The organism is Roseibium sp. (genome assembly GCF_048261595.1).
Classification (GTDB): Bacteria; Pseudomonadota; Alphaproteobacteria; order Rhizobiales; family Stappiaceae; genus Roseibium.
Genome location: NZ_JBLXFW010000003.1, coordinates 348,944 through 369,202 on the forward strand (window position 1 = coordinate 348,944; position 20,259 = coordinate 369,202).

Sequence of the window (20,259 nt, forward strand, 5' to 3'; positions counted from 1 at the left end):
TTGCTCACGGAAACATTGGTAAAGGATTGGTCTTGCGCGGTGAATGGGGTAAAGAGCGCCAATGAGCGAGCAAATTGATCGTAAGCAACAAATCGCCGGCTATTTGCGGACCACTTGTGACTGGGCGTACGCGCATCCGGTCCGGGCCCTCTTGATCTACATCGCAGCAGTCTCGGCCTTCTTTCTGGCATTTCCGGCCGTGGACCTGTGGGCCAGCGGATTGTTTTATAGCGCTGATCAGGGGTTTTGGGCCCAAGGCGAGCCATTCTTGCGCCGGTTCCGGCACTTGGGGCCTCACCTGGTGAAGATCATCGCGGTGCTGTGTGTGCTCGTCCTCCTTGCCAAGCTGTTTCTGCCGGCTCGCCGTCCTTTCATGCCGCTCAGGACCCCGGTATTCCTGCTGACGACGCTTATTCTCGGCCCGGGAGTTTTGGTCAATCTGATCCTGAAGAACAACTGGGGGCGGCCGCGGCCTGTCATGGTCGACGTCTTTGGTGGCGACATGCCTTACCAGCCCGTCTGGCTGCCGACCAACTGGTGCGATACCAATTGCTCTTTCGTATCCGGAGAGGCATCTGCGGGAATGTGGCTTGTTGGCGCCGTGCTGGTTGCTCCGGTTGCCTGGCGTCTTGCCCTGCTTGTGTTCCTCGTCCCGCTCGGACTGCTGTTGTCGCTGAACCGGATCGCCTTTGGTGGCCACTTTTTGTCGGACACCCTGTTGTCCTGGGGGCTGACACTCCTGGTGATCGTGCTGGTTCACCGCTTCCTGTTTGTCCAGGCGCCGCGATGGCTGCATGATAGCCATCTGGATGAATGGTTTACCCGCAAAGGGCGTGTGCTACAGGTCCTTTTGAATCGAAACGGCGCTCGGCTGGTTGCCCGCCTGCGCCGTTTCCTAAGGATGTTTTCAACTCATTGATCTCGGCCACAGACCCGAGGTCTGGTCGGTCGCATCAGCTTTTCTGGGTCAGGATCCGCTCGATTTCAGCCGGGGGATGCCCGGTGAGGGTCTTGTCGATTTCGGCAACGACCCTGTCCTTGACCTCCTTGTGAAACGCTTTGCGCAGGTCACCGAGTGTCATCGGAGGGGCGGCAACGATCAGCTTTGAATATTTGCCTTTGTGAGCTGCCTTGTAGAGGGCATCCGCCATCTCCTTGGCGAAGCGGTGCTTCTCGATGGTGTGCCAGTCGGTCGGCTCCATTGCGCTTTTCTGCGGGCTGGGGCCGTCGTGCCTGCGTCCGGGGGCGTCGGTTCCCTGTTCTCCGGTTCGTGGGTTCTCATGCTCCATGATCTGGATGACCTGCAGGTTGGGGTAGTCGGAATCGCCCTGATTGCGAAAGACGAGTGCCTTTTCGCCATCGCCGACCAATACCCATGCGTCATGATCGATTTTCAGACCGCTCATTGCGACTACTCCTTCGTGTTTCATGCCCCTGCGAACCCTCGCAGCTCCTGCCCTGCATTTAGGCGGGAACGGCCTTCCTCTGCCTTGAGGCGGATCAAGCGTTCGCTCAAAGGCGGGCGTTAACGCCTTACGCGCGGCCGGGTTCGTTTCAGGATCCGCGCAAAAGAGCCAGGTGCGCGGTCCTCCAGCCATAGGAATGCCTCGTTGAGGTTGCTGGAGCACCGCCGCCGGCTCCTGAGCAAACGGGCGGCGGGGCGGCTGGTTCCGATGATGATGATGGCGCCGAGCGCCAGCAACGGAACGCCGGTGGGTATGGGAAGCCAGAGGGTTGCAAGGCCGAGCGTCACGAGAACGAGAGCCAATGTCCACCAGATGATCTTCATGCGCGTCCATCAGCAGGGCAACGAGGCGCCTGAATACGGACCTTTCAAGACAGCATCATGAAGGTCACATCTTTCAGCTCGTCCGCAGCTGCTCGACGAGGCGTTGACTCCCTGCCAGGAGCATTTCGTAAACCCGGTCAAAGCCATCGTGGCCACCGTACTACGGATCAGGGACTTCTGTTGCAGGCGCGTTCAGGAACAGCCGGACATCTGCTCCCGACCCATGTGGCCTGAGGTTTTTCAGATTGCCCAGGTTTTCCAGGTCCATGGCGAGGATCAGGTCGAACCGTTCGAAATCTGCTTCGACCACCTGTCTTGCGCGTTGGGCGGAAATGTCGATTCCGTGTTTTTCGGCGACCGCGACAGAGCGTGGATCGGGTGGATTGCCCGCATGCCATGCGCCGGTTCCGGCGGAATCGATAGTCATCCCGCTTTTCGGATCGGATCCCGTGAGAACGTGACGGAAGATGCCCTCGGCGAGAGGGGAGCGGCAGATGTTGCCAAGGCAGACAAAAAGGATGGATGGAACGTCGCGGTCGAACATGGGCTGCCTTTTGGAGCAGAGCTGCGGTCAGGCTTTCACGATGATGAACCGGCCGTCGTTTCCGTCCTTCTCGGTCGATTCAAGCGTGTGGCCGTCTTCATTGCAGAAGTGTGGAATGTCGACAAAGGACATCGGGTCGGTCGTAAGCACTGTCAGTCTTGCTCCACTTGGCAGTGCCTTGAGCGCCTTGCGTGTCTTGAGAACGGGCAGCGGGCACTTGAGCCCCTTGAGATCAAGAAGTGTGTCGTCGCTCACGGTTTTCTGGTCGCCTTGTTGGTCTCACATCGTCGATGTGTGACTATATAGTGCGAAACCATCGATAATTCCCAACCAGAGTTTGTGCCCAATGAGCAACCTTACCGTGACTCCGTTCGAAGTGCTGGATTTCTGGTGGAGCGCCGGGCCGAAGAAGTGGTTCGCCCGCGACGAGGCCTTCGACGCACAGATCAGGCAGCGCTTTGCCGAAACAGTTGACGCCGCCAAAGCGGGCTCGTTGTCTGATTGGAGGGACACGCCGCACGGATGCCTTGCGCTGATCATTCTGTTGGATCAATTCACGCGCAATATCTTCCGCAACAGCCCTTTGGCATTCGAGGCCGATGGTGCGGCCGTGGATCTTGCGACGCATGCGCTCGAGTATGGTTTCGACAAGGCTTATCCGACTGATGCCCGTGCCTTTTTCTACCTGCCGTTCGAACACGCGGAAGACATGGACGCACAAGGCAGGGCGGTCGACCTCTTCCGGCAGCTCGGCAACCAGGACTACTATCACTATGCCCTGATCCACATGGATGTGATCCGGCGTTTCGGGCGCTTCCCGCACCGTAACGAGGTTCTTGGCCGGCAGACCACCGCGGAGGAGAAAGCCTTTCTCGACGATGGCGGCTTTTCTGCCTGAGTTGGGGTAACTTCTTCTTTCTTGCCTTTGTTCCAACGTCGTCGTGGAGTGTGGCCATCGGCACGGCCAAGAGTGCGTCCGGTCTAACGACCGGTTAACGCTGCGTCTCTCAGGCCAATTCGAGAGCGATTGCCCCGAACGGGTGCAATTATGCTGCCGCAAAAATCACCGTTGAAGCTTCAGCGCCAACAGGAATGCCTAATTTTAGATCATTTTTGACTTGTTGATTATTTTTTATGCATTTGCAACCTTCTGGTTATGCATCCAGGTGGGTGTGCCTGAGTGGCGTTTTTTCCGTCAATGATCGCAAAGTTGGCAGTTTTCCGCCAATTCATGATGCGTTCCCTCGAGTTGGCACGGTCCTTGTAAGTAAAGGGGCGACACCGACCCGGCTTTACGCGGGGCATGACCTTCCAAGGAAGTGACGCCCAAGCACAGAAGCGCAGACCCAAGGGGGGCAAACGGGGCGGTCGGCCAGTCTCTTCGCCGGGAAGGGACTCAGGAACAAGGAATGGGAACGAGCAATGAAAATTGTGATGGCCATTATCAAGCCGTTCAAGCTCGATGAAGTGCGCGACGCACTGACGGGTATCGGCATCCAGGGCCTGACTGTAACTGAGGTCAAAGGCTATGGCCGCCAGAAGGGTCACACCGAAATTTACCGCGGCACCGAATATGCGGTCAGCTTCCTGCCGAAGCTGAAGATCGAAGTCGCTGTGGCTGGAGAATCCGTCGACAAGGTCGTCGAAGTCATCTCCGCGGCAGCCAAGACCGGTCAGATCGGCGATGGCAAGATCTTCGTCTATTCCATCGATCAGGTGGTTCGTATCCGCACCGGCGAAACCGACGCCGAAGCTCTGTGATTGTATTGAGGGTAACTATCATGAAAAATCTCGTCGCAAAAAGCGCTGGTGCGCTTGGCGCCCTGGGCCTGATGTCGGTGGCTGCGCTTGCGCAGGATACCACCGCCGCAGCCGAAGCTCCGGCTGCCGTCAGCTCGGAAGTCGCTTATATCTTCAACACGCTGCTGTTTCTCATCGGCGGCTTCCTGGTCATGTGGATGGCAGCAGGCTTTGCCATGCTGGAAGCCGGCCTGGTGCGTTCCAAGAACGTGTCCATGCAGTGCCTGAAGAACATCACCCTCTACTCCATCGCCGGCCTGATGTTCTGGATCACCGGTTACAACCTGATGTACACCGGCGTTGATGGTGGCTTCATCGGTTCCTTCGGCCCCTATTCCTTCGATGCCGTCGGCGGCAACGCCCTCGACACCGGCTACTCGACGGCGTCCGACTGGTTCTTCCAGATGGTCTTCGTTGCAACCGCTGCTTCGATCGTTTCCGGCACCCTGGCCGAGCGCATCAAGCTGTGGCCCTTCCTGCTCTTCACCGTTGTCCTGACCGGTTTCATCTACCCGATCGCCGGTTCCTGGCAGTGGGGCGCCGGCTGGCTCTCCGAAATGGGCTTCTCCGACTTCGCAGGTTCCACGCTGGTTCACTCCGTCGGTGGCTGGGCAGCGCTTTCCGGCGCCATCATCCTGGGTGCGCGTAAGGGCAAGTACGGCCCGAACGGCCAGGTTACCCCGCTTCCGGGCTCCTCCATGCCGCTCGCAACGCTGGGTACCTTCATCCTGTGGCTCGGCTGGTTCGGCTTTAACGGTGCATCTCAGCTCGCAATGGGCAGCATCTCAGACGTGACCGACATTTCCCGCATCTTTGCCAACACGAACATGGCCGCAGCTGCCGGTGTCGTCGTCGCCGTGATCCTGACCCAGATCCTCTACAAGAAGGTCGACGTCACCATGGCTCTGAACGGTGCTCTCGCCGGTCTCGTCTCCATCACTGCCGAGCCGCTGGCTCCGTCGGTCCTGCAGTCCGTCATCATCGGTGGCGTTGGCGGCGTAATCGTGGTCTTCGCGGTTCCGATGCTCGACAAGCTGAAGATCGACGACGTCGTCGGTGCGATCCCGGTTCACCTGCTCGCAGGTATCTGGGGCACGCTGATTGTTCCGTTCTCCAACGCTGACACCTCCTATGTCACGCAGCTGATCGGTATCGTCGCCTACGGTGTGTTCACCCTGGTTGCAAGCGCCGTCGTCTGGGTCATCCTGAAGGCTGTCATGGGCATCCGGGTTTCCGAAGAGGAAGAAGCACTTGGTCTCGACAAGGTCGAGGTCGGCGTGGAAGCCTATCCGGAGTTCGGCATCGGCTCTGCTCGCTAAGGCGAACCCAATCTCCCAAAGCGGTCTGTCATCAGACCGCAACTCAAGCCCGGGGCATTGCTCCGGGCTTTTTTCTTTTGGCTGCCTATTGGTTATCCGTGGCATTCAGGCGGCAGGATCCCGAACCGCCCTTGCCGCATTATTCGACAGCGAAATGCATTCACAGACGGCACAGGGTGTGGCTGCCAAATTGGAAAATGCCTAAAAAGAGTACGGTTGCCTATTATTTATGCCGACTTTCAGGGCAAATGCGGTGGCTGATGCAGATCTAGCATCTCCGGCAGCCCAATAATTCTGCGGCTCTCGGCGTTTCTGCCCAACTGGCATGCAGTTTGTATTCATCTGGCTCCAATGGGCGCCCGTCCTCTGGGCAGTCTGCATAAAAGGGAGTCAAAAATGACTGAGAACGCGGTCGGCGGAGACGTCTTCTTCGTGCTGCTGGGGGCCATCCTCGTGTTTGCAATGCACGGCGGCTTCGCATTTCTTGAGGTCGGTACCGTCCGTCAGAAGAATCAGGTCAACGCGCTGGTGAAAATCCTTGTCGATTTCGCCATTTCCACGGTTGCCTATTTCTTCGTCGGATACGCCTTCGCCTATGGCACCTCGTTCCTGGTGGATGCGGCGACGCTGTCGGGCGGCGGCGACGGCTTCGAGCTTCAGGGCCTGACGCTGGTCAAGTTCTTCTTCCTGACCACCTTTGCAGCCGCCATTCCGGCGATTATCTCCGGCGGTATTGCCGAGCGCATGAAGTTCCTGCCCCAGTGCATTGCGACCGCGGCGCTGGTCGGTATCGCATATCCGTTCTTCGAAGGGATTGTCTGGAACGGTAATTTCGGCTTCCAGGATTGGCTTGAGGCTTCATTCGGCGCGACCTTCCACGACTTCGCCGGCTCTGTTGTCGTTCATGCCGTGGGCGGCTGGATTGCACTGGCTGCGGTTCTGCTCCTCGGTGCCCGCCGTGGTCGCTACGACAAGAATGGACGTCCGATCGGCATCCCGCCGTCGTCGATTCCGTGGCTCGCTCTCGGCTCCTGGATGCTTTGCGTGGGCTGGTTCGGCTTCAACGTGATGACTGCAGGCTCCCTTGAAGCGGCATCCGGTCTTGTCGCGATCAACTCCCTGATGGCCATGGTCGGCGGCATCCTGACCGCGCTGGTCGCCGGCCGCAACGACCCAGGCTTCGTTCACAACGGCGCGCTTGCCGGTCTCGTGGCGGTTTGTGCAGGGTCCGACATCATGCATCCGCTCGGCTCGCTCGTCGTCGGCGGTGTCGCGGGCATCATTTTCGTCAAGGGCTTCGAATTCTGCCAGAACAAGCTGAAGATCGATGACGTCCTCGGCGTCTGGCCGCTGCACGGTATCTGCGGTGCCTGGGGCGGTGTCGCCGCCGGTATCTTCGGTGCGGAAGCGATGTGGGGTCTGGGCGGCGTTTCACTCATGTCGCAGATCGTGGGTACGCTGGCCGGCGCACTCTATGCGCTGATTGCCGGTTTTGTCGTCTACGGCATCCTGAAGACTGTCATGGGCCTGCGCCTCAGCCAGGAAGACGAGCATCGCGGCGCAGACCTTTCGATCCACAAGATCAGTGCCAACCCGGAGCACGATCTGGGTCGTTGATCGGTCTCAGACTTAATCTCTAGTTTGACGCCCGGGGCATTGCTCCGGGCGTTTTCTTTGTATCGCGCCGAAACGCCGCCGGGGCGCACGCAATCGAGACGAATTGTCCTGTCCGCAAATCGCCGACTTGCCAATCCGGCATCCGGCGCACTAACAAGACGGGACAAGCAGTCCCTGCCGGAGATCCGTTCTGAAGCTCATTGCCGACAATCTCGCCGTAGACCGCGGCGACCGCAGGGTTTTTGCGGGTCTGTCCTTCTCGCTGGAGAGCGGGACGGCGCTGGTGGTGACCGGTCCCAATGGCGTTGGCAAGTCGTCCTTGCTCAGAACGCTTGCCGGCCTTGTTGCCATCGCGGAAGGCAGCCTCACCCTTGAAGGCGGTGACGGCGAACGGGGTCTGAGCGAATACTGCCACTATTTCGGTCATCAGAGCGCGGTCAAGCCTGCGTTGAGTGTCCGGGAGAACCTGGCTTTCTGGCGTGATTTTGCTGCGCCTGCGGTATCACCAGCCTTTGCTGTGCGTGCTTTCAAGCCTTTGGAAATCCTGGAGATGCTCGGCATCGGGCACACGGCATCCTTGCCGGCTGCCTATCTGTCCGCCGGCCAGACCCGGCGGCTGGCGCTGGCACGTCTTTTCGTATCGCCGCGGCCGCTCTGGCTGATGGACGAGCCGACATCTGCCCTCGACGCAGCCTCAGAGCGACAGCTCTTCGGCATGATGAACGACCATCTCAAGGCTGGGGGAATGATCGTGACGGCAACTCATACGCCGCTCGAGATCACTCCGATCCGGACTCTGGAACTACGGCAGCTCTCCGCCGAAGAAATCGCGCCGCTCGATGCCGGAGCAAGCGGGGAGGGCCACCCATGAGCGGTTGGGTGTCTTCCGTGTTCTGGCGCGAGATGCGCCTTGCCTTCCGTGTGGGTGGCGGTGCGCTCGTCGGCGTCCTGTTCTTTCTTGCGGTGGTCACGGTCATTCCCTTCGGCGTTGGTCCTGACCTCAATCTGCTCGCCCGCATTGGTCCGGCAATCCTGTGGATTGGCGCGCTTCTGGCGACGCTTCTCGGGCTGGACCGGCTGTTTCAGGCGGATCGCGACGATGGATCGCTTGATCTCATCCTTATGGCCGGGCGGCCGCTTGAACTCGTCGTCCTGATCAAATGCTTTGCCCATTGGGTGGCGACGGGCCTGCCACTGGTTCTGGCCGCACCGGTTCTGGCGATCTTCCTGAATTTGGAGCCGTTGGCGATCGGGGCGGTTACGTTGACACTGCTGGTCGGCACGCCGGCCCTGACTCTCATAGGTGCCATAGGCGCATCGCTGACCGTCACCTTGCGGCGTGGTGGGTTGTTGCTGGCGGTTCTGGTCGTACCGCTTGCGATCCCGGTTCTGATCTTCGGCGTCAGTGCGGCGGATGCCGCGGTCAGGGATCCGGTGCCGTTCCTGACGCCCTTCCTGATATTGTGTGCGCTGACGCTGATTGCGGCTGTCGTCGGTCCGTTTGCGTCGGCCGCGGCACTGCGCTTTTCCAGTGACTGAGACGCGGTACATCGACAGCCTGCGCCTTCTTGTCCATTGAAGCGCCTGCGGCAGTCGATTAGAACGGTTCCATGGGTATCTTGGACTTGGCCAATCCGACGCGCTTCATGCGACTGGTGCAGATCGTTCTGCCCTGGCTTGTCGGGCTTTGCGTGATCGCTTTCGCGGTCGGTCTCTACATGAGCTTCTTCGTGGCGCCTGAGGATTATCAGCAGGGTGACACAGTCCGGATTATGTACATTCATGTGCCGGCCGCATGGCTCGCCATGATGTGTTATTCGATCATGGCGATTTCCTCACTGGGAACGCTGGTCTGGAAGCATCCTCTGGCGGATGTTTCGGCCAAATGCGCCGCTCCGCTCGGCGCGGCCTTCACCTTCATGTCGCTGGTGACCGGGTCGCTCTGGGGCAAACCCATGTGGGGCACCTATTGGGTCTGGGATGCGCGCCTGACATCGGTCCTCGTGCTGTTCATCATGTATCTCGGATTGATGGCTCTCTGGCGGACGATGGAAGACCCGATCAAGGCCGGGAAAGCCGCCGCGATCCTGACACTTGTCGGCGCACTCAACCTGCCGATCGTGAAGTTTTCCGTGGACTGGTGGAACACCTTGCACCAGCCGGCGAGTGTCATGCGTATGGACGGCCCGACCATCCATCCGGACATCCTGTGGCCACTCCTGGTGATGGCGGTCGCCTTCACGCTGCTGTTCTTCGTGCTGCACCTCATGGCGATGCGCAACGAAATCCTGCGCCGCAGGGTACGTAGCTTGCGTCTGCGGGCCGCCTCCACGGGCCGCCCCGCTGCGGCCAGTGCAACTGCCCAACCTGCGGAGTGATCTGATGGACCTTGGACCGCACGCCGGATTCATCATCGCGTCCTACGCCGTCTGCATGACGGTCGTCATAGGGCTCATCGTCTGGGTTCGCGTGGACAAGGCGCGCCTTGATGCCGCTCTCGAGGATCTGGCCGCACAGGGGCACGCCCGCGCAAGTCGCGCGTCGCGTAAAACGGACCAATCATGACCGACAGCGAAGATCAGGACGCGAAGACCGCACCCAAGCGACGTATTCCGGTCCTTGTCCTGTTGCCGGTCATTGTCTTTTCCGCGCTGGCCGGACTTTTTCTTTTCCAGCTGACGCTTGGGACTGACCCAAGCACGATCCCCTCGGCCCTGATCGGAAAACCTGCACCCGATTCCCAGCTGCCGGGCGTTCCAGATCTCGTTGCCGATGGACAACCGGTACCAGGGTTTTCGAAGGAAGACCTCGTGGGCAAGGTCTCCGTCGTCAACGTTTTTGCATCGTGGTGCGTGCCCTGCCGCCAGGAGCATCCGTTTCTTGAGGATCTGGCGACTCGCGAGGGCTTCCAGATGATCGGCATCAACTACAAGGACAAACCGCAGAACGCCCGGCGCTTTCTGGGCAGCCTCGGGAATCCGTATGACTTCGTCGGGGCAGACGAAAATGGCCGCACGGCCATCGAATGGGGTGTCTACGGTGTTCCGGAGACCTTCATAGTCGGCCGGGACGGTACCATCCGCTACAAGTTTATCGGTCCCTTGAGTGCCGAGACTTATGAAAGTACCTTTCTCCCGGAGCTGGAAAAAGTCCTCACCGGATCTTAATCCTCGCCGCGTCTGTGCGCCCCAACTCACGGTCTAGACAGTCACCGCGTCGTGACTGGCTCTTTATCGTTTCTGTGCCTAATTTCCTGTCATCAGGAAACAAAGAGGTCGCCCCATGGGCCCAACAGCAAGTTCCATGCGCCGAAGTGTCTTGAGCGCCTTGTTTGCCGGTCTGGCCGGGCTTTCAATCATGTCCGATACAGCATTTGCGGACAGCACGTCTCCACGCGTGGTGATGGAGCTGTTCACCAGTCAGGGGTGCTCATCCTGTCCGCCGGCGGATCGTCTGGTGGAGGAGCTTTCGCGCAACGGTGATGTGCTCGCCATGTCCCTGCCAGTCGACTATTGGGACTATCTGGGCTGGAAGGATACGCTGGCAAAACCCGAATATTCCCAGCGTCAAAGAGCCTATGCCGCGCAGCGCGGCGACCGTTCGGTCTACACACCGCAGATTGTTGTCAATGGACTGGAGCATGTGGTTGGCAGCAATCACCCCTCTGTTCAGGACGCGATGGAGCGTGGGGCTCCCCTCGGTGTTGCCGTTGAATTGAAGCGAAACGACATGGGAATCGAGGCCCGCGTTTCTGGAGATTTGCCGCGCAAGGCGAAGATGGCGACGGTTGTCTTCATCAGCATGTCAGCGCGCGAGGAAGTCGCGATTGGCCGGGGTGAAAATACTGGCGCAACAATAACATATGCGAATGTCGTCAAGAAGATGCAGCCGATCGGCATGTGGAGCGGCGGCGTCGAGACCTTCCGGATGCCGAAGAGCGAGATGCAGCGCTCCGGCGCGGAAAAATGCGCGATCCTGATCCAGCTGGAAGACGAAAGCGGGCCCGGTCAGATTATCGGCGCGGCCGCAATGGACTGGTCCGCAAGTCGCTGATTGGCCGGCGATGCATGGCGCTACTGTTGTGCATCGGCGGTTTCCGGACTTGTTCTGACGGGCAAACCTGATACCCCTTGCTGGATCCGCGTTGACCGGGTCGCACAGCAAGGGATCAGTCCGGCCGATGAGCCTCAGGTTGCCAACCAGCCTCAGATTGAAAGTCGCATTCGGCAGCATCGGGATCGGCCTCGCTGTCCTGGTGCTGAAGTATGCCGCCTACCGTCTGACCGGCTCGGTGGCGCTTTATTCCGATGCACTGGAGACGATCGTCAACGTCGCCTCGTCAGTCGCTGCAGTCGTCGCTGTCTGGTTTGCCTCCAAACCCGCCGATTCAAATCACCCCTACGGGCACGACAAGGCCGAGTATTTCGCAGCCGTTCTTGTCGGTGTCATGATCGTGCTGGCGGCCATATCGATTTTTCGCGCGACATGGATCGGCTTCGTCGAGGAACCGGAACTGACCTATTCGCCGCTTGGTCTGGGCGTCAACGCGCTCGCCGCGCTCATAAATGGCGTCTGGGCGACAATCCTGATGCGGGTCGGTAGGGCGCAAAGATCGCCGGCGCTGATCGCGGACGGAAAGCATCTTGTCGCTGATGTACTCACTTCCCTCGGGGTTCTGGTTGGGGTCGGCCTGATGCTGCTGACCGGTTGGCGGATCCTGGATTCACTGCTGGCGGCGCTGGTCGGTCTCAACGTGCTCTGGACCGGATGGCAGGTGGTGCGGGACAGCATTTCCGGGCTGATGGATGAGGCGGCTTCGAGCGAAGTTCAAGACCGCATCAGGCAACTCATTTCCGATCACGGGGAAGGTGCCATCGAGGCTCATGACCTCAGAACCCGGATCGCCGGGCGTGTTACCTTCATCGATTTTCATCTGGTGGTACCGGGAGAAATGTCGGTCGACCAGGCGCATGACATCTGTGACCGCATCGAACAGGCAATCGGGAAGGCCTTGCCCGGATCGCGGATGACCATCCACGTCGAACCCGAGCACAAGGCCAAGCACTCGGGTATCGTGGTGCTCTGACCGGCGGTGGCACTGCAACAGCTTGTCACTTTCCGTGACTGGCATTGCGCTGAATATCTTCTATGGTGCCCTGAATTTCTTCATATAGCTGTCGATTCCGACAAGCGGATTTCAGTCGATGCGCGCAAGAACCATCTTCGACCATGCCATCCTTGCAGGCGGCACGATCTTCATGTGTGGGCCGTTGTTGTCGCTTTTCTTGTCTACGACCCATGGCCCAGGTGCGGTGCGTGAGCGTGGCCTGACGTTGCTGCCTGGCGATCAGTTCCTGACGAATTATGGCGCACTTCTGAGTTCTCAGTCGGGATTCATGGGGGATATTACCGCTCTCGGCATGCTCTGGAACTCGTTCCTTCTGGGCGCGGGCTTTGCGGTGGCCAAGGTGACGCTGTCTCTTCTAGCGGCCTATGCGCTCGCCTATTTCCGGATCCGCTTCGCCGGCCTCATATTCTGGCTTCTGCTCTTGTCGCTGATGCTGCCGCTGGAATCCCGCTTTCTACCGACTTACGGCGTCATTGCCGACCTGGGTCTGGTCAACACCCGTGCGGGTCTGATCCTGCCGCTTGTTGCCTCGGGAATCGGTACGTTCTTTTTTCGCCAGTTTCTGCGCAACGTGCCCGATGCGCTGCTGGAATCCGCAAGGCTCGACGGTGCGGGGCCGCTTCGGTTCCTGCGTGACATCCTCGTGCCGATTTCCTGGCCGATGGCGGGAGCGTTATTTCTTGTGACCTTCGTCAACGGCTGGAACCAGTATCTCTGGCCGGTCATGGTGACGACCGACGAGGCGTCCTACACCGTCGTGCGTGGTCTGCAGTTCTTCGGCCGCAGCAGCCTCAATGGCATGATGCTGGCCTGCCTTGCGGTGCTTCCACCGCTGCTTCTGCTGGTGTTCTTCCAGCGCCAGTTCATCAGGGGGCTGTTCGACGGCAGTCACTAGGGTTCGAACTCCCCCAACCGCTAGACCCCGAATTCAAGATACGGACAGGGCATGCTGACATCGGATCAGGTGATCATTTTTGATTGTGACGGCGTTCTGGTGAACTCCGAAGTCATCTACCATGCGGTCGAGATGGAGCATCTCGCGCGGATCGGGCTCGTCTACGAACCGCTGGACTACAGCGTCCGCTTCACCGGCCTGCATGGCCGCGACTTCATGGCTGCGCTTCGGGCCGACCACGCCAAACTGGATCAGGGGCCGTTCCCGGATGACTTCCAGGACAACATGGTTCGGGACATGTACGCCCGAATGGAAACCGAACTGACCGCTGTCGAGGGTATCCAAGGGTTGCTGGACCGTCATGCCGGGCCACGTGCCGTGGCATCGTCCTCCGCCCTTAAGGGCCTTCTTCGCAAGCTGGAAATCACACATCTCGGCCATCGTTTTGACGGCCACGTCTACTCGGGCGACCAGGTGGCAAACGGCAAGCCGGCGCCGGATCTGTTCCTGATGGCAGCAGACAAACTCGGTGCAGCTCCCGTGGACTGCCTGGTGCTGGAGGACAGCGTCAATGGGGTGAAGGCGGGGGTCGCGGCGGGCATGACCGTCTGGGGGTTCACCGGCGCAGGACACGCAGACGATGGCCTTGGTGACCGGCTCAGGGCTGCTGGTGCCGACAACGTCGTCTCGTCTTTTGCGGAGATGACCGCTCTGCTGTGAGGTGAGGCGGAATAGTAAGGCAAAACGAACAGAAAAGGGCGGGATGTCCGGAGACATCCCGCCCTTGTTGTCTTGCCCGCCCGGTCATCTGACCGGACGTACCACCATTCTTAGAAGTGGATCGAGCGCGAGGTTGCCGGCGCCTGGAGCGGCGGGGCGAACTTGGTCAGGTCGATGCCTTCGACGGCTTCCTTGTATTCCTCGATGGTCGGGGTCCGGCCAAGGATCGCGGACAGCACGACGACCGGCGTGGATGCCAGCAGGGACTCGCCCTTCTTGGTCTCGCTGTCGGCAACGACGCGGCCCTGGAACAGGCGGGTAGAGGTGGCGAGCACCGTGTCACCCTTTGCGGCCTTTTCCTGGTTGCCCATGCAGAGGTTACAGCCCGGGCGCTCGAGATACAGGATGTTCTCGTACTCGGTGCGGGCGGCAGTCTTCGGCGCGTTGTCGTCGAACTCGAAGCCGGAGTACTTCTCGAGCGTTTCCCAGTCGCCTTCGGCCTTCAGCTCATCAATGATGTTGTAGGTCGGAGCGGCAACCACGAGCGGGGCCTTGAATTCGACCTTGCCCTTGGCCTTTTCCAGGTTCTTGAGCATCTGGGCGACGATCTTGATATCGCCCTTGTGCACCATGCACGACCCGACGAAGCCCAGGTCGACCTTCTTTTCGCCGTGGTAGTAGGACACCGGGCGGATCGTGTCGTGGGTGTAGCGCTTGGAGACGTCGGCGTTGTTGACGTCCGGGTCGGCGATCATCGGCTCGTCGATCTGGTCCAGATCCACGACAACCTCGGCGAAATACTTGGCGTTGTCGTCCGGGGTCAGAGCCGGCTTTTCGCCAGAGCGGATTTCGCCAATACGCTTGTCCGCCTTGTCGATCAGGCCCTGAAGAACCTTTGCATCGTTGTCCATGCCCTTGTCGATCATCACCTGGATGCGGGACTTGGCCAGCTCCAGGGAGCCGATCAGGGTCTCGTCGTTGGAGATACAGATGGAGGCCTTGGCCTTCATTTCTGCGGTCCAGTCGGTGAAGGTGAAGGCCTGGTCGGCGAGCAGGGTGCCGATGTGAACCTCGATGACGCGGCCCTGGAAGACGTTGTCGCCATGCTGCTTGAGCATCTGCGACTGGGTCGCATGCACCACGTCACGGAAGTCCATGTAGTCCTTCATGGAGCCCTTGAAGGTCACCTTGACGGATTCCGGGATCGGCATGGTGGCTTCGCCGGTTGCAAGAGCCAGAGCCACGGTGCCGGAGTCAGCGCCGAAGGCAACGCCCTTGGACATGCGGGTATGGCTGTCGCCGCCAATGATGATGTCCCAGTCGTCCACGGTGATGTCGTTCAGCACCTTGTGGATCACGTCCGTCATGGCGTGATAGGCGCCCTTCGGGTCGCGGCCGGTGATCAGGCCGAACTTGTGCATGAAGGCCATCAGCTTCGGCGTGTTGGCCTGGGCCTTGAGGTCCCATACGGAGGCGGTGTGACAGCCGGACTGGTAAGCGCCGTCCACCAGCGGGGAGATGACGGTCGCGGCCATGGCTTCCAGTTCCTGCGCGGTCATGAGACCGGTGGTGTCCTGGGAGCCGACGATGTTGACGCGGACGCGCACGTCGGAACCGGCATGCAGGGTCTTGCCCGGCGTCACGCCGACAGCGTTGGCGTTGAAGATCTTTTCAACGGCGGTCAGGCCCTGGCCTTCGTGCGAGATTTCCTTGGAGGGTGCGAAGACCTGCGGTGCTTCGACGCCGAGGGTCTCGGCGGCAACGGTCTGCAGCTTCTTGCCGAAAACGATGGCGTAGGAGCCACCAGCCTTCATGAACTCGACCTTCTGCGGCGTGAAGGAGGAGCCGAGGTCCGCCAGCTCTTCGCTGCCGTCTTCGTTGCAGAGCTTCTTGGTCTTCGTGTTGATCTTCAGGACGGTGCCCGTCTCGACGGAGTATTTCTGCTCCAGGATCGGATTGCCGTCGTTGTTCAGGATCGGGTTGCCATCGGAATCCAGCTTCTTGACCCAGTTCTTCAGGTCGATGCCGATGCCGCCGGTGACGCCGACGGTGGTCAGGAAGATTGGCGAAATGCCGTTTGTTCCGGCGACGACCGGAGCGATGTTGACGAACGGGACATAGGGCGAAGCCTGCTTGCCGGTCCACAGCGCAACGTTGTTGACGCCGGACATGCGCGAGGAACCCACGCCCATTGTGCCCTTTTCGGCAATCAGCATCACGCGCTTGCCCGGGTGCTGCAGCTTCAGCGCCTGGATTTCCTTCTGCGCGGCTTCCGAGATCATGCACTTGCCGTGCAGTTCGCGGTCGGAGCGCGAGTGTGCCTGGTTGCCCGGCGACAGAAGATCGGTAGAGATGTCACCTTCCGCGGCGATGTAGGTCACGACTTCGACGACTTCGTCGATGTCCGGAAGGTTGGTGAAGAACTCGGCCTTGGCGTAGCTCTCAAGAATTTCCTTGGCGATCGGGTTGCCGGCCTTGAAGGCTTCCTTCAGGCGATCGGTATCGGCGTCGTAGAGGAAAACCTGGGTCTTCAGGACGTCAGCGGCGCTTTTCGCGGTTGCTTCGTCATTGCCGAGGGCCAGGTCGAGCAGAACCTCAACGGACGGGCCGCCCTTCATATGGGACAGCAGCTCGAACGCGAATGCCGGGGTGATTTCCGCGACGGTTTCCTGACCGAGGATGATTTCCTTGAGGAACTTCGCCTTCACGCCTGCGGCGCTCGTCGTGCCCGGCAGCGTGTTGTAGATGAAGTACTTCAGGGAGTCTTCGCGGTGCGCGTTGCTCAGATCCTTGATCTGCTCAACGATTTCGGCGAGGAGAGCGCCATCATCGATGGGCTTGGGATGCAGGCCCTCGGTTTTGCGCTTTTCGATCTCGTTCAGGTAGTCTGCGTACAGGCTCATGATAATCCCGGCGTCCTTTTGGTAGTTGAAGCTGTGCGCGCCGGTTCGCCTCTCTCGCGAGCCGGGTCAAGCTTGCTTGGCGTGGTCATAATATAGTATACATATGTATGCAACAGCTTTCCGGCCACGTTTTCCGGCTTTGCTGCACCGCAATCCTCATTCCATCGTTGCCATCAGCCCGGGTATCCCGGGAGCGCATGTCCTGCCTTGGCTTGCGTCACTGCTCGCTCGCGTTGGATACTCCGTGTCATTATGGACTGGAGCCCGCGTTTGGTGCGCGAGAATATGGCCTAAACTATTGAGATAAGGTGACGCAGACACCAAATCCTCAGAAGAACGCTACATTCGGAGAATCCGGCGGTTTCTTCTGGCTTTCGGTCCGGTCCAAGTCCTCATGGACAGTGAAGGAACGCGGAAGTTTGTGTTGAGGGATCAAAGTGTTGAATTGCTGGCCGCGTTTCTTCCCGAACCCTTTTCCGGGAACTGCAGCCGTGCAAGGCGCATTGTCTTGAAGAGATATGGAAGACCGCGGCGCGGCCGTTGAGACCCAGAGATTTTGAGACCCCGGCCGCCAACTACGCCTGGACGGCCACAAAGGACAGCAAGGAGATCGTCCGCGTGACCCAGTCCCTCGATAGCTTCAAGTCGAAGAAAACCCTTCAGGTCGGCGACAAGACCTACACCTATTTCTCGATTCCGGATGCGGAAAAGAATGGGCTGGACGGTGTTTCCAGATTGCCATTCTCGCTGAAAGTGGTGCTTGAGAACCTCTTGCGCTTCGAAGACGGCCGAACAGTCACCGCCGATGATATTCGCGCGGTCGCGACGTGGTTGACGAGCCGCACCTCCGATCACGAGATCTCCTATCGCCCGGCGCGAGTCCTCATGCAGGACTTTACCGGTGTTCCGGCCGTGGTGGACCTGGCCGCCATGCGCGACGCTGCCGTGAAACTCGGCGGCGATCCGAAGAAGGTCAATCCACTGGTGCCGGTCGACTTGGTCATCGACCACTCGGTGATGATCGACTATTTCGGCACCCAGGACGCCTTCGCGAAGAACGTGGATCTCGAATACGAGCGCAACGGCGAGCGCTACGAGTTCCTGCGCTGGGGGCAGTCGGCCTTCGACAATTTCCGCGCCGTTCCGCCGGGAACCGGCATCTGCCACCAGGTGAACCTGGAATACCTCGCCCAGACCGTCTGGACGAAAGACGAGGACGGCGAGACTGTCGCCTATCCGGACACGCTGGTTGGCACCGACAGCCACACCACCATGGTCAACGGCCTTGCCGTCCTTGGCTGGGGCGTCGGGGGCATCGAGGCGGAAGCGGCCATGCTCGGCCAGCCGATCTCCATGCTGATACCGGAAGTCATCGGCTTCAAGCTAACGGGCAAGCTGAACGACGGCATCACCGCGACGGACCTCGTGCTGCGGGTCGTCGAGATGCTGCGCAAGAAGGGCGTGGTCGGCAAGTTCGTCGAATTCTATGGCCCGGGCCTCGACAATCTCAGCCTCGAAGATGCCGCCACCATCGCCAACATGGCGCCTGAGTACGGCGCGACCTGCGGCTTTTTCCCGGTCGACAACGATACGCTGAAATATCTGAACGCCACAGGGCGTGACAAAGATCGCATCGCCCTTGTCGAGGCCTACGCAAAGGCGCAGGGCATGTTCCGTTCAGGGGCAGAGGAACCTGTCTTCACCGACACGCTGGAGCTGGACATTTCCACTGTCGTGCCGTCCATCTCAGGTCCGAAGCGGCCGCAGGACCGCATCAACCTGTCCGATGCCGCTGCCGGCTTCGCGAGCACCATGGAAGACGAGTTCAAGAAGGCCGGCGAGGCTGCCAAGCGCGTGCCTGTCGATGGCAAGCCCCACGATCTCGGCCATGGCGACGTGGTGATCGCGGCCATTACCTCCTGTACCAATACCTCCAACCCGTCCGTGCTGATCGGCGCCGGTCTCGTTGCGCGCAACGCGCTGGCGCGGGGCCTCAAGGTCAAGCCATGGGTCAAGACGTCTCTGGCGCCGGGCTCGCAGGTTGTGACCGACTACCTGGAAAAGGCCGGCGTTCAGGATGACCTCGATGCGCTCGGTTTCACGCTGGCTGGCTATGGCTGCACCACCTGCATCGGCAACTCCGGCCCGCTCGATCCGGCGATTTCCAAAGCCATCAACGACAACGACCTGATTGCGTGCTCGGTCCTGTCCGGCAACCGTAACTTTGAGGGCCGCGTCAATCCGGACGTGCGCGCCAACTACCTGGCTTCCCCGCCACTGGTTGTCGCCTACGCCATTGCCGGCAACATGAACATCGACATTACCCGGGATCCGCTGGGCGAAGACCAGAACGGCAATCCGGTCTACCTGAAGGACATCTGGCCGACGACTGCCGAGATCACCAACCTGATCCGCTCCTCGATCACCGAGGAGATGTTCCGCGAACGCTATGGCGACGTCTTCAAGGGTGACGAACACTGGCGCTCGATCAAAGTCGAAGGCGGTATGACCTACGGCTGGCCGGTCTCGTCGACCTACGTCCAGAACCCGCCGTATTTCGAAGGCATGACGATGGAACCGAAGCCGCTCGAGGATATCGAGGGCGCGGCGGTCATGGCGCTGTTCCTGGACAGTATCACCACGGACCACATTTCGCCTGCCGGCAACATCAAGGCCGACAGCCCCGCCGGCACCTATCTGTCAGAGCATCAGGTGGCGCAGAAGGATTTCAATTCCTATGGCGCGCGCCGCGGCAACCACAACGTCATGATGCGCGGCACCTTCGCCAATATCCGCATCAAGAACCAGATGGTTCCGGGCGTGGAGGGTGGCGTGACCATGAAGGACGGCAAGCAGAAGTGGATCTACGACGCCTGCATGGAATATCAGGCCGAGGGAACGCCTCTGGTCGTCTTCGCGGGCAAGGAATACGGCACCGGTTCGTCCCGCGACTGGGCAGCCAAGGGTACCAAGTTGCTCGGTGTTCGCGCCGTCATCGCCCAATCCTTCGAGCGCATTCACCGGTCGAACCTGGTCGGCATGGGCGTTATCCCGCTCACCTTCAAGGAGGGCGAGAGCTGGCAGTCCCACGGCATCACCGGCAAGGAGCGGGTCACCATCAAGGGCATCGCCGACATCGCCCCGCGCCAGATGATGGACGTGGAAGTCACCTATGAGGACGGCACGACCAAGGTGATCGAATGCCTCTGCCGGGTCGATACGGTCGACGAGCTGGAATACATCAAGGCCGGCGGCATCCTGCACTACGTGCTGCGGAACCTCGTTACGAGCTGAGGTCTGTTACAAAGCATTGTCAGAAACTCAGAGTGGGCCCTTCGGGGCCCTTTTTTGTTCGACCTCTTGAACAAATGAGGAACAATTCACATCTTATGGTTGTTCTTGGTGAGGAGGGTATAGAATGGCTAAAAATACAAAGCGAACTGGAAAGAGTGTTTCGAAGCAAGCGTCAAAGACTTTGCGCGATCCTGGCGCGTCAGCGACCGCAAAAAGCCTAGCTGGTTCGGCCCTCTCCCAATCTCGTACG

At 59.9% G+C, this 20,259-nt stretch carries 19 protein-coding genes and 1 pseudogene; 15 read left to right on the forward strand and 5 right to left on the reverse strand.

Annotated features, from left to right (window positions below; genetic code table 11):
* Positions 1–61 precede the first annotated feature (61 nt).
* On the forward strand, positions 62–919 hold the full coding sequence (locus tag ACN0SY_RS12770; protein WP_417687589.1) for a phosphatase PAP2 family protein: 858 nt from the start codon (positions 62–64) through the stop codon (positions 917–919).
* 34 nt (positions 920–953) lie between these two features.
* On the opposite strand, the gene ACN0SY_RS12775 is transcribed toward ACN0SY_RS12770, so the two are convergent.
* The 4 genes and pseudogenes from ACN0SY_RS12775 to ACN0SY_RS12790 all read right to left on the reverse strand — a co-directional run bounded on the left by ACN0SY_RS12775 (position 954) and on the right by ACN0SY_RS12790 (position 2,588).
* The gene (locus ACN0SY_RS12775) at positions 954–1,406 is read right to left on the reverse strand and encodes a host attachment protein (RefSeq protein ID WP_417687591.1); all 453 of its coding nucleotides are present in this window, start codon (positions 1,404–1,406) and stop codon (positions 954–956) included.
* Between the two features lie 119 nt (positions 1,407–1,525).
* Entirely contained in the window at positions 1,526–1,789 is a 264-nt protein-coding gene (locus ACN0SY_RS12780) for a hypothetical protein (RefSeq protein ID WP_417687593.1), read from the reverse strand.
* A gap of 73 nt (positions 1,790–1,862) precedes the next feature.
* Positions 1,863–2,333: pseudogene (locus ACN0SY_RS12785) on the reverse strand (low molecular weight protein-tyrosine-phosphatase).
* Positions 2,334–2,360: 27 nt separating this feature from the next.
* Positions 2,361–2,588, reverse strand: coding sequence for a sulfurtransferase TusA family protein (locus ACN0SY_RS12790; protein WP_417687595.1), 228 nt, complete (start codon positions 2,586–2,588; stop codon positions 2,361–2,363).
* A 91-nt stretch (positions 2,589–2,679) separates the two neighbouring features.
* On the opposite strand from ACN0SY_RS12790, the gene ACN0SY_RS12795 reads away from it, so the two are divergent.
* The 13 genes from ACN0SY_RS12795 to ACN0SY_RS12855 all read left to right on the forward strand — a co-directional run bounded on the left by ACN0SY_RS12795 (position 2,680) and on the right by ACN0SY_RS12855 (position 13,812).
* Positions 2,680–3,231 carry a DUF924 family protein gene (locus ACN0SY_RS12795; protein ID WP_417687597.1) on the forward strand — a complete coding sequence of 184 codons (552 nt, stop codon included), beginning with the start codon at positions 2,680–2,682 and terminating at the stop codon, positions 3,229–3,231.
* Between the two features lie 524 nt (positions 3,232–3,755).
* Positions 3,756–4,094, forward strand: coding sequence for a P-II family nitrogen regulator (locus tag ACN0SY_RS12800; protein ID WP_417687599.1), 339 nt, complete (start codon positions 3,756–3,758; stop codon positions 4,092–4,094).
* A gap of 20 nt (positions 4,095–4,114) precedes the next feature.
* Positions 4,115–5,452, forward strand: coding sequence for an ammonium transporter (locus tag ACN0SY_RS12805; protein ID WP_417687601.1), 1,338 nt, complete (start codon positions 4,115–4,117; stop codon positions 5,450–5,452).
* A gap of 396 nt (positions 5,453–5,848) precedes the next feature.
* Entirely contained in the window at positions 5,849–7,069 is a 1,221-nt protein-coding gene (locus tag ACN0SY_RS12810; RefSeq protein WP_417687603.1) for an ammonium transporter, read from the forward strand.
* A 250-nt stretch (positions 7,070–7,319) separates the two neighbouring features.
* Positions 7,320–7,940, forward strand: a complete 621-nt coding sequence (gene ccmA / locus ACN0SY_RS12815) for a heme ABC exporter ATP-binding protein CcmA (protein WP_417687937.1) — start codon at positions 7,320–7,322, stop codon at positions 7,938–7,940.
* Positions 7,937–8,608 (forward strand): heme exporter protein CcmB, encoded by a 672-nt coding sequence (gene ccmB, locus ACN0SY_RS12820; RefSeq protein WP_417687605.1) that lies wholly within the window; start codon positions 7,937–7,939, stop codon positions 8,606–8,608. Before ccmA ends, ccmB begins: the two co-directional genes overlap by 4 nt.
* A gap of 71 nt (positions 8,609–8,679) precedes the next feature.
* A complete protein-coding gene (locus ACN0SY_RS12825; protein WP_417687607.1) occupies positions 8,680–9,447 on the forward strand; it encodes a heme ABC transporter permease in 768 nt (255 codons plus the stop codon).
* Positions 9,448–9,451: 4 nt separating this feature from the next.
* On the forward strand, positions 9,452–9,634 hold the full coding sequence (gene ccmD, locus ACN0SY_RS12830) for a heme exporter protein CcmD (protein WP_417687609.1): 183 nt from the start codon (positions 9,452–9,454) through the stop codon (positions 9,632–9,634).
* Positions 9,631–10,236 (forward strand): DsbE family thiol:disulfide interchange protein, encoded by a 606-nt coding sequence (locus ACN0SY_RS12835; RefSeq protein ID WP_417687611.1) that lies wholly within the window; start codon positions 9,631–9,633, stop codon positions 10,234–10,236. Before ccmD ends, ACN0SY_RS12835 begins: the two co-directional genes overlap by 4 nt.
* Before the next feature lie 115 nt (positions 10,237–10,351).
* Positions 10,352–11,122 carry a DUF1223 domain-containing protein gene (locus tag ACN0SY_RS12840; RefSeq protein WP_417687613.1) on the forward strand — a complete coding sequence of 257 codons (771 nt, stop codon included), beginning with the start codon at positions 10,352–10,354 and terminating at the stop codon, positions 11,120–11,122.
* 127 nt (positions 11,123–11,249) lie between these two features.
* Positions 11,250–12,155 carry a cation diffusion facilitator family transporter gene (locus tag ACN0SY_RS12845; RefSeq protein ID WP_417687615.1) on the forward strand — a complete coding sequence of 302 codons (906 nt, stop codon included), beginning with the start codon at positions 11,250–11,252 and terminating at the stop codon, positions 12,153–12,155.
* Positions 12,156–12,273: 118 nt separating this feature from the next.
* Positions 12,274–13,092 (forward strand): ABC transporter permease subunit, encoded by an 819-nt coding sequence (locus tag ACN0SY_RS12850; RefSeq protein ID WP_417687617.1) that lies wholly within the window; start codon positions 12,274–12,276, stop codon positions 13,090–13,092.
* 51 nt (positions 13,093–13,143) lie between these two features.
* A complete protein-coding gene (locus ACN0SY_RS12855) occupies positions 13,144–13,812 on the forward strand; it encodes an HAD family hydrolase (RefSeq protein WP_417687619.1) in 669 nt (222 codons plus the stop codon).
* A gap of 110 nt (positions 13,813–13,922) precedes the next feature.
* On the opposite strand, the gene ACN0SY_RS12860 is transcribed toward ACN0SY_RS12855, so the two are convergent.
* Complete coding sequence (locus tag ACN0SY_RS12860) at positions 13,923–16,715, reverse strand: bifunctional aconitate hydratase 2/2-methylisocitrate dehydratase (RefSeq protein ID WP_417687621.1); 2,793 nt, start codon at positions 16,713–16,715, stop codon at positions 13,923–13,925.
* A gap of 618 nt (positions 16,716–17,333) precedes the next feature.
* Here ACN0SY_RS12860 and acnA point away from each other — a divergent pair.
* Entirely contained in the window at positions 17,334–20,009 is a 2,676-nt protein-coding gene (gene acnA / locus ACN0SY_RS12865) for an aconitate hydratase AcnA (protein ID WP_417687939.1), read from the forward strand.
* Positions 20,010–20,259: the final 250 nt, after the last annotated feature.

Coding starts and splice junctions, on each gene's coding strand:
- ACN0SY_RS12805 (WP_417687601.1), top strand. CDS start 4,115: ATGAAAAATCTCGTCGCAAAAAGCGCTGGTGCGCTTGGCGCCCTGGGC.
- ACN0SY_RS12795 (WP_417687597.1), top strand. CDS start 2,680: ATGAGCAACCTTACCGTGACTCCGTTCGAAGTGCTGGATTTCTGGTGG.
- ACN0SY_RS12860 (WP_417687621.1), bottom strand. CDS start 16,715: ATGAGCCTGTACGCAGACTACCTGAACGAGATCGAAAAGCGCAAAACC.
- ACN0SY_RS12780 (WP_417687593.1), bottom strand. CDS start 1,789: ATGAAGATCATCTGGTGGACATTGGCTCTCGTTCTCGTGACGCTCGGC.
- ACN0SY_RS12810 (WP_417687603.1), top strand. CDS start 5,849: ATGACTGAGAACGCGGTCGGCGGAGACGTCTTCTTCGTGCTGCTGGGG.
- ACN0SY_RS12775 (WP_417687591.1), bottom strand. CDS start 1,406: ATGAGCGGTCTGAAAATCGATCATGACGCATGGGTATTGGTCGGCGAT.
- ACN0SY_RS12845 (WP_417687615.1), top strand. CDS start 11,250: ATGAGCCTCAGGTTGCCAACCAGCCTCAGATTGAAAGTCGCATTCGGC.
- ACN0SY_RS12850 (WP_417687617.1), top strand. CDS start 12,274: ATGCGCGCAAGAACCATCTTCGACCATGCCATCCTTGCAGGCGGCACG.
- ACN0SY_RS12825 (WP_417687607.1), top strand. CDS start 8,680: ATGGGTATCTTGGACTTGGCCAATCCGACGCGCTTCATGCGACTGGTG.
- ACN0SY_RS12835 (WP_417687611.1), top strand. CDS start 9,631: ATGACCGACAGCGAAGATCAGGACGCGAAGACCGCACCCAAGCGACGT.
- ccmD (WP_417687609.1), top strand. CDS start 9,452: ATGGACCTTGGACCGCACGCCGGATTCATCATCGCGTCCTACGCCGTC.
- ACN0SY_RS12855 (WP_417687619.1), top strand. CDS start 13,144: ATGCTGACATCGGATCAGGTGATCATTTTTGATTGTGACGGCGTTCTG.
- ccmB (WP_417687605.1), top strand. CDS start 7,937: ATGAGCGGTTGGGTGTCTTCCGTGTTCTGGCGCGAGATGCGCCTTGCC.
- ACN0SY_RS12770 (WP_417687589.1), top strand. CDS start 62: ATGAGCGAGCAAATTGATCGTAAGCAACAAATCGCCGGCTATTTGCGG.
- ACN0SY_RS12840 (WP_417687613.1), top strand. CDS start 10,352: ATGGGCCCAACAGCAAGTTCCATGCGCCGAAGTGTCTTGAGCGCCTTG.
- ACN0SY_RS12800 (WP_417687599.1), top strand. CDS start 3,756: ATGAAAATTGTGATGGCCATTATCAAGCCGTTCAAGCTCGATGAAGTG.